General features: G+C 65.6%; 5 protein-coding genes, 1 tRNA gene and 1 pseudogene. 5 read left to right on the top strand and 2 right to left on the bottom strand.

Annotated elements, in window-relative coordinates; all coding sequences use genetic code 11:
- The 4 genes and pseudogenes from H7290_RS10685 to H7290_RS10670 form a co-directional block, all read left to right on the top strand.
- Positions 1–395, top strand: a pseudogene (locus H7290_RS10685) (hypothetical protein); the annotation flags it as partial.
- Positions 396–522: 127 nt separating this feature from the next.
- A tRNA-Met gene (locus H7290_RS10680) sits at positions 523–596 on the top strand.
- A gap of 1,077 nt (positions 597–1,673) precedes the next feature.
- On the top strand, positions 1,674–2,567 hold the full coding sequence (locus tag H7290_RS10675) for an SDR family NAD(P)-dependent oxidoreductase (protein WP_290513994.1): 894 nt from the start codon (positions 1,674–1,676) through the stop codon (positions 2,565–2,567).
- Positions 2,568–2,979: 412 nt separating this feature from the next.
- Positions 2,980–4,698 (top strand): PEP-utilizing enzyme, encoded by a 1,719-nt coding sequence (locus H7290_RS10670; RefSeq protein ID WP_290513993.1) that lies wholly within the window; start codon positions 2,980–2,982, stop codon positions 4,696–4,698.
- A gap of 836 nt (positions 4,699–5,534) precedes the next feature.
- On the opposite strand, the gene H7290_RS10665 is transcribed toward H7290_RS10670, so the two are convergent.
- Entirely contained in the window at positions 5,535–6,131 is a 597-nt protein-coding gene (locus tag H7290_RS10665; RefSeq protein WP_290513995.1) for a TetR/AcrR family transcriptional regulator, read from the bottom strand.
- 74 nt (positions 6,132–6,205) lie between these two features.
- Between H7290_RS10665 and H7290_RS10660 the strand changes: the two genes are divergently transcribed.
- On the top strand, positions 6,206–6,850 hold the full coding sequence (locus H7290_RS10660) for a TetR/AcrR family transcriptional regulator (RefSeq protein WP_290513992.1): 645 nt from the start codon (positions 6,206–6,208) through the stop codon (positions 6,848–6,850).
- Between the two features lie 18 nt (positions 6,851–6,868).
- On the opposite strand, the gene H7290_RS10655 is transcribed toward H7290_RS10660, so the two are convergent.
- A partial coding sequence (locus tag H7290_RS10655; RefSeq protein ID WP_290513991.1) for an SDR family NAD(P)-dependent oxidoreductase occupies positions 6,869–7,655 on the bottom strand: 787 nt, incomplete at its 5' end.

Here is a 7,655-nt window from a genome sequence, read left to right as displayed (position 1 = left end):
CGTCGTCGTTCCCGCAGCTGGCGCGGGTCATCGTCAGCTACAACACCCGGGTGGGGTTCGCCACGAACCTGGCCGACGCACTGACGCAGGTGTTCGGGCCCGGTGGGGGAGCGACGGCCACTCCGCCGGCGGGCGGCGGGGCGTCGGCCACAACGGCGCCGTCCGCTACCCCGACGACCGCCCCACCGTCGACCTCGGCGGCGCCGTCGGGTTCGGGCACCGCCGAGCAGGCGGTGGTGGGGCTCAGTGCCGCACTGGCCGCGGTCAGGTCGGGCCAGACCAGCGGTGACCTCGGCCGGCTGGGGACGGCGCTGACCCAGCTCGAGGTCGCCGTACAGGCCTATCAGCAGGCCACCGGGCAGACCGTGTCGCCCAGCGCCACGCCCACCGGGTAGCCGCCCAACGCCCCCCACCGCCCACCTGGGGGGGCGTGCCGCCGGTTGGCCCAGGTCACGCCGGTGGGGACGGGGGCGATTTGCACCCGCGCTGCGCTCTCCGGTAGTCTTTGGCTCACACCAACAGCGCGGGGTGGAGCAGCTCGGTAGCTCGCTGGGCTCATAACCCAGAGGTCGCAGGTTCAAATCCTGCCCCCGCTACAGCGTTTGATTCTGGTTAGGGTCTGATTCCTCCGACACGGAGGAATCAGACCCTAAACTGTTGCCCAAACAGTGTTTTCGTATCGGCCGGATGGCGACACTCTGCGCCGTAGTCCCAGCCTTGCCGGAGAGGCGCAGTTGCTGGTGCATCGTGTTCCTGAGTCGGGTGCACCCTAGCGGCAGGCAGGCTGGCCCAGGTGTGTGCTGGGTCGCCAAGAAGCTTGTCCTTGTCAGCACCGCTGAGGGTCCCCGGCTGCGGGGTGGTGTTCCTGACGCACAGGGTTGGACGCCGACGCCTTGTTCGCCGGGAGCGTCGCCCGGGTGAGCACCGGTTGGCGGTCGTGGTCGTGAAGGCCCAGCAGGACTGCTCCACTGACCATGTTGTCGACGGTGGCGTGGTAATCGCTTTCCGGGGTGGCGCGTTCAAAAGCATTCGGGCCTCTCCTCCGATCTTCGGCGTCGCGTACGTCCTGGCGAGTTGCCGTACGGCCGGCTCCGCGTAGACCTGCCCCTGGGCCTTCTTCAGCTTTTAGGTGGCCTTTGCCGGCAACCTGCGAGTGGAGGTGCGAGGCCGGCGAGTGCGCCGCTGTCACTTGCTCAGGGCCAACCGGCCAAATGTGAGACACACAGTCACTCGCGGCGCAGGACCGCTTCACAGCCCACCACATCGGTGCTGCCGTACTCGACGAAGACCAGAACCTCCGCTGCGTATTGGCGCGTAGCCGTGCGTCGGTCCGGCCAGCTACCACCCGACCAGCAGGACGAGCTCTTTGCTCCATGTGCGACACCCGGCTGGGTTCCGGCGCGTCGCTGTTCCCCTCGGACCGGGGCGGATTACTGGCTCTAGGTCAAGGTCGAGAGACGCGTCAGTGTCAACACACCGGCTGCTCGCGATGTTGAAGGCCTAAGTTCTCCTCAGGGAGGTGCAGTCGTTCGACGCTGCCCCCGGTCCTTCGCGGTCACGGCGAGGACCCCCGCGGCCCGCGACATGACTGGGGAGGAGGACCTGCAGCTGGGCGGCGTTCCGGTCCAGGTCAACGAGCTGTTCAACAGCGCGGCGTCCGTCATTGTCGTGGAATGGCCGCGAGCCGCACCATACGTGACGCGCCGCGTGTCACCACGCGCGGCGTTGACATGCCTGCTCCGGTGTGTTTCTTTAGACTCTTACTAGTTCAGATGGTCCTTGGGCCGTCACTGATCCGACCTCTGGAGTCCCCCTTGCGCTTCGCCGACCAGGTCCTGTTCGCCACCGGAGGCGGCTCCGGCATCGCAGCAGCAGTCGCTCGTCGCTTCACCGCCGAAGGCGGTCGCGTCGCGGTCGCCGACCTCGACGAGGAGCGGGCAAAGGCGGTGGCGTCCGAACTCGAGGGTGCCATCGGTGTGGCCTGCGACGTTTCCGACGAGGCGTCAGTGCAAGCCGCGCTGCAATTGGTGGTCGAGCAACTTGGTGGCGTGGACGCAGTCCTCAGCGCCGCTGGGCACGCCGGGTTCGGCCCGATCGAGGAGTGGTCGTTCGAGCGCTGGAACCGCATGCTGACCGTGCATGCGGGGGGCACTTTTCTCGTATGCAAGCACGCGCTCCCGCTCCTGCGGCAGCGGGGTGGTGGGGCCATTGTGACGGTCGCGTCGGTCTCTGCCTTCGTAGCGCAGCGCAACAACGTGCCGTACGGAGCGGCGAAGGGCGCCATCGTCGGCTTCACCCGGCAGCTTGCGCTGGAGACGGGCCCGGAGATCCGGGTGAACTGCGTCGCACCCGGTCGAACGCAATCGGGTATGACCGAGCCAATCATGGTGGCCCGGGGCGGTGGCGATATGGCCAAGGGTGCCGAAGTGTTCGGCAAGGGCAACATTCAGAAGCGAGTAGCCGCGGCTGAAGAGGTCGCTGCGACCATCTGTTTTCTGCTCTCCGACGACGCCAGCTTCGTGACCGGAGAAACGCTGGTCGTAGACGGTGGCGAGATCGTGGTCTGATTGTGCGGACCAGGCTCCGTCGCGGCAGAACCCCATTTCGCATCTTGTTGGCTGCACTTCCCCTGACTCGCGAGGTCCGGTTGGACAGAAATGCCTACTTCCTTGCTGTCACCAATCGGCACGGTCGTTCCGTTGGGGTTGCGCCGAGGGCCGATGCTCTAGCATCCGGCCGAGCGGACGCTCGTCGGTAATCTGGAGGCGACCGTCCACTGCTTGGTGATTCACGCCCAACAGGAGCCTGCAATTCTTCGAGTGGCGCATATAGAAGGTTACGTTTGTCTGATTTTTCGTCCGAATTCGCAGCTGAGGTCTCTGGCCTAGTAAGTTATCAAGCCTTACAGTCTCAATGATGAGTGTCCGGTGTTCAATCCGGCGCTTCGAACGCCCCTGATCGCATCGAGGAGAACCGCGCATGTCTGAGCAGGGCTGGTTGATCGACACGAAGCCCAGTAGGCGCTTCCCCCTCTACACCCGGCTTAATGCGAACGACGTGCTGCCGGACCCGATCACGCCACTGGGCGCGAGCTTCTCGTGGATTCCACATATCCTCCCGGGCTGGGCGGCCGGCTGCGTCGCTCTCGACGCCTTCCTACCGTCCGAGTTCGTTGACGAGAGCACCGCCCCGGTGGCTGGCTTCTTCTACGGGCACCTCTACGTCAACCAGTCCAACGCCCGGATTGTTGGTATCCGAGCAGGAATCGGCTGGAAGGCGATCGACGCCGCCTTCTTCAGTATCGACTCCCCACCACATGACGAGACGCCCGAGGATGTCAACCCCCTGTTGAGTGAGCGGATGGCGGCGCGTACCCAATGGGTGCTGACCACGGAGACGTTCCCGGAGCTGGAGGAGGAGCGTCTGATGGCCGACCGGTGTCGCACGCAACGCCCTGACCTCGGGTCATTGACCCCGGCGGCGCTGGTTATGTACGCCCGATCGCTCATGCCGATCGAGCGGTTGTGCTGGCGATCTGAGGCGATCGCAGGCAACCAGGCCGCAACTGGCCCGGCCGTCCTTAGCCAGCTTCTCGGCGAGGCCGATCCGTCACTGGTCGTTCAGGTCATCGGCCAGGCCGGCGACGTGGACTCCGCAGCGCCTTCGTTTGCCCTGTGGGAGCTCTCGCGCACCGTGCGAGGCGACGCGGCACTTACAGCAGAGTTTGACCGGAGTGTGGATGGGCTGGCTGACCGCCTCGAGGGTTTCAGGACCTTCACGACTGCGTTTGCGAGCTTCTTGCGCGACTTTGGGTACCGCGGGCCGAGCGAGTGGGACCTCGGAGCCGACTCCTGGGAGACTCGTCCAGAGCTGGCCCTGAGTCTCATTGATCGGCTGCGCCAGCTCGGGGACGAGGTGGCGCCGGCGAACAAGCAGAAGGAAAGGGAGCGCGACGCCACCGCTGCCATGCAACGCGCGGTGATGCTCCTCGATGGGAACGAGGCGGCGGTGGCGACGTTGCACCTTGCCGCCGCTTCGGCCCGCCGCTTCGGGTCTTGGCGCGAGCGCGCCAAAACTAATTGCATCAAAGTGCTGCACGAGTCTCGCATGGCGTTGACCGAACTGGCCCGGCGCCTGCACGCCGAGGGGCACCTCGACAGCCCCCGTCAGCTATTCATGGCCACCGACGACGAGCTCGACATCCTTATCGCCGAGCCGGGCAGACTCAAGCAGGTGCTCATCGAGCGTGAGCAGGCCTGGAAGAAGCTCTTCCTGTTGGAACTGCCGACCTTCGTCGACTCGCGCACGGGCGTCGTGCCGCTCGACGAGCTACCACGCAAAACCCAGGTTGCCGTCGAGCCGGTGAAGCCCGGCGACGTGCTGATCGGTGGACCGGCCTCGGCCGGAGTCGCGCGCGGCCGTGCCAGGATCGTCTACGACACGGCCAGTATCGCGGACTTTCAGCCGGGCGAGGTGCTCATCGCCCCGCAGACGGACCCCTCGTGGACGCCGCTGTTCATGGTGGCGAGCGCCGTCATCGTCGACGTTGGAGCGCTGGGTAGCCACGCGATGATCGTCAGCCGCGAGCTCGGCATTCCGTGCGCCGCCGGCGTCAGATACGCCACGCGGCGAATTCCGAACGGCGCCGAGGTCGAGGTCGACGGGTCGACCGGCCGGGTGACCATCCTCAGCCTCTAGCGGCAATCTGCTGCAACGGACAACGCTGTCACCGGCGCGAACACAGCTCAGGGCCCCGTCTCGTCGAACCACGCGGTGGGGCCTACCTCGGCCGCCCAGCCCGCCGGTAAGTCGACCGTCCCGGCTAGCTGAGCAGACTACCTGCCATACCGCCCCGGCAGCGGGCATCTGGACCTACCGAAGGAAATACCGGTTACCAGGGGCCCCGCGGACAACCGGTGCATCGGACCAAGAGTGCTTCGTCAGTCGAGCGGGCTCCGGGTTCCGGGCGATCTGGTGGACGTAACGCCCGCCCCGCAGGTAGCTCTCGCGACCGGCCAGCACGGAAGGCCTGGATGATGAGGGGAACTGAGCCGTCGCGGTGCCACCCTTCACCTGCACCTAGTGGCCTTCGACGACACCTTGGGTCGCGTCCAGGTCGTCGGTCGCGCGACGGATGGCAATCGCCTTCACAGCGGTGGGTATCCCGACGGAACCGCATTAGGTCGGACAATCGGACGGGATGGCTGTTGCAAGCAGGTCCACCGCCCCGGGTCGAGCGTGTTGTCACAGCTTGCGAGCACCTCGGCGACGTCGAGCCGGCCTGCGAGCACCGGCACTGAGTCGGTCACGGGCATCTGTCAGCTTCGGTGGCGGTGGCGGTGCGCACGTCAGACGATCGTTTTCGCAAGGTGTGCTTAAACCACTCCACGGCCGTCGAGAGTCGCCAGTCGCACCGGTGACCGCAGAAGCAGCTGAACGGGCTCGGATTTCTGGCGCCGCCAACCACTTGCTCCCACGAGGCGAACAACAGCCCACTGGGAATCGCCGCAGCGGGAACGGGGCGGGCAAGCCCGTCAAACTCCAGTAATTCGCTCCGCCAGGACGCACGTCTCTTCCAGAAACTTTCGGCGCCCGAGGCCGGTGAACGACTCGTCCTGGGTCAGCCACGAGGCAGCTACTGTCTCAAGTAGTGACAGTAGGGCGACCGCGATGACGGAGAGTTCGGCTACGCCGCCGTCCGGACGGGAAGTTTTGGCGGCTTGAATGAGGATTGATACAAGCTCTCCGCGCAGCTCTCGTCGGAGTTGCTCGACGACGAGACTGACGCCTGCCGACGTGACAAACCAGACCGTTGCCTCATCGCGGCGCCCGTCGAGCCAGGCCAGAAGCCGAGCAGGTAGAAGGCCGATCGAGGTGCCGTCGGCCGCAGCCTCCTGCTGCAGCTGCCGGGACTGCGCCACGAGGGCCTCGCCAAACCCTCGCAACCCCTCGAGCAAAATGTCGTCCTTCGAGGCGAAGTGGTAGTAGACGGCCGCCGTCGTCATGTCTGCGGCCTCGGCGATTTCGGCGACCGTGACGGCAGCCGCGGTGGGTGCCGCGAACAGCCTCATCGCGGACTTGACGACTGCGGTGCGTCTGGAGGGGCGGTGCGCCGGGCGTTTCCGTGGCATCGTCACAGGGGGAGACTAGTCGCCTGGGCGCTTGTGGCGCCCTGAAGGTCAGCACTCGACGAAAGGGGTGACCGATGCTCGATCGCATCATCACCGGAGGGACCCCAGCTAAATTGCCGGCGCACCGCCCGTCCCGCCGTAACGAGATTGTCGATGCGGCCATCAGAGTCTTCTCGCGCAACGGCTACGTCGAGACGATAATCCAGGACGTCGCCGACGAGGCGGGTGTCGTGCCGACGGCCGTTTACTACCACTTCGCGGGCAAGGACGAGTTGTTCAACGTCGCGCTTCATACCGTCATCGTCGAGATGGACGAGGCTATGGAGAAGACGCGCCCGGAGGGTGAGCAGTCCGGCGCCCTGAGCCTGATCGTTGCGGCCGCCTGGGACTGGATCGGGCAGCACCCCGACCACGCCCGCATCCTCTATACCCACCTGCCCGGCACGACGCAGCAGGCTCAGGTGCTGCGTCGTGAATTCGAGGAGCAGCACATCCAGCGCGCGTACGTCTACGCGCGGCAGACCCCACCGGAGGAGCGTCGACACAGGACGGCGGTCGCGGCCCACGCGGCCTCCCGGTTGTCGGTACGTACCCTGATCAGCATGCTGATAGCTATCCATCCGATGCGACTCGACGGCGGGCCGCTGAGCCGCCGGTCGCCGAAGGCTCTGCGGGCCGCCGTCCAGGTGGTCTCGGAACGGATCGTCTCGCTTGACTGACCAGCTTCGCCCAGACATTTAGTAGGCGGCGGTGCCGCCGTCGATGGATAGCAGAGCGCCGGTGATGCCGGCTCCTATGTCGGAGGCGAGTAGTACGGCCATCGCGGCGACCTCTTCGACTGTGTTGGGGCGTTTGATGGCCGATTCTTGGGCGAACAGGTTGATCATGTCGTCGAATGAGATGCCCATGGCGGCTGCCGATTGTGGGCCGTTTTTGCGGATGATGTCGGTGATGACCAGGCCGGGGCACAGGGCGTTGACGGTGATGCCGTCGGTGCCGACTTCTTTGGCGGTGCACTTGGTGAAGCCGTTGATGGCGTGCTTGGCGGTGACGTAGCCGGCCATGACGGCTTTGCCGTGCTTGCCCTCGACGGAGGACATGTTGATCACTCGCCCAGATTTTTGGGGGATCATGTGTTGTAGCGCGCGGCGGGTGCCGTAGAACGTCGAGTAGACGTTCCACTTCATGTTGGCGTCCCACTCCTCGTCGGTCGTGTTGACGACGGGCTGCAAGTCGTTGGCGCCACCGGCGTTGTTGACCATGATGTCGATTCGACCGTAGTGCTCGACCGCGAAATCGATCAGGCTCTCGATGTCGGTCTTGACCATCACGTCGCCCTGGCGGAACATCGCTTGGTCGCCGGCGCCGAGTTCGGCCAGGACCTTGTCACCCTTGGTCTGCGAGCGTCCGTTGAGCACCACTTTGGCGCCTTCGCGGAGGAAGGCTTCGGCGATCCCGCGGCCAAGTCCAGCTGTGCCACCGGTGATGACTGCGACCTTGTCTTGAAGTTGCATCTGTCCTCCT

Source organism: Aeromicrobium sp. (genome assembly GCF_014378035.1).
Lineage (GTDB): Bacteria > Actinomycetota > Actinomycetes > Propionibacteriales > Nocardioidaceae > Aeromicrobium.
Note: the sequence above shows the minus strand (reverse complement) of the source record. Positions and strands in the feature narration are given on the sequence as shown.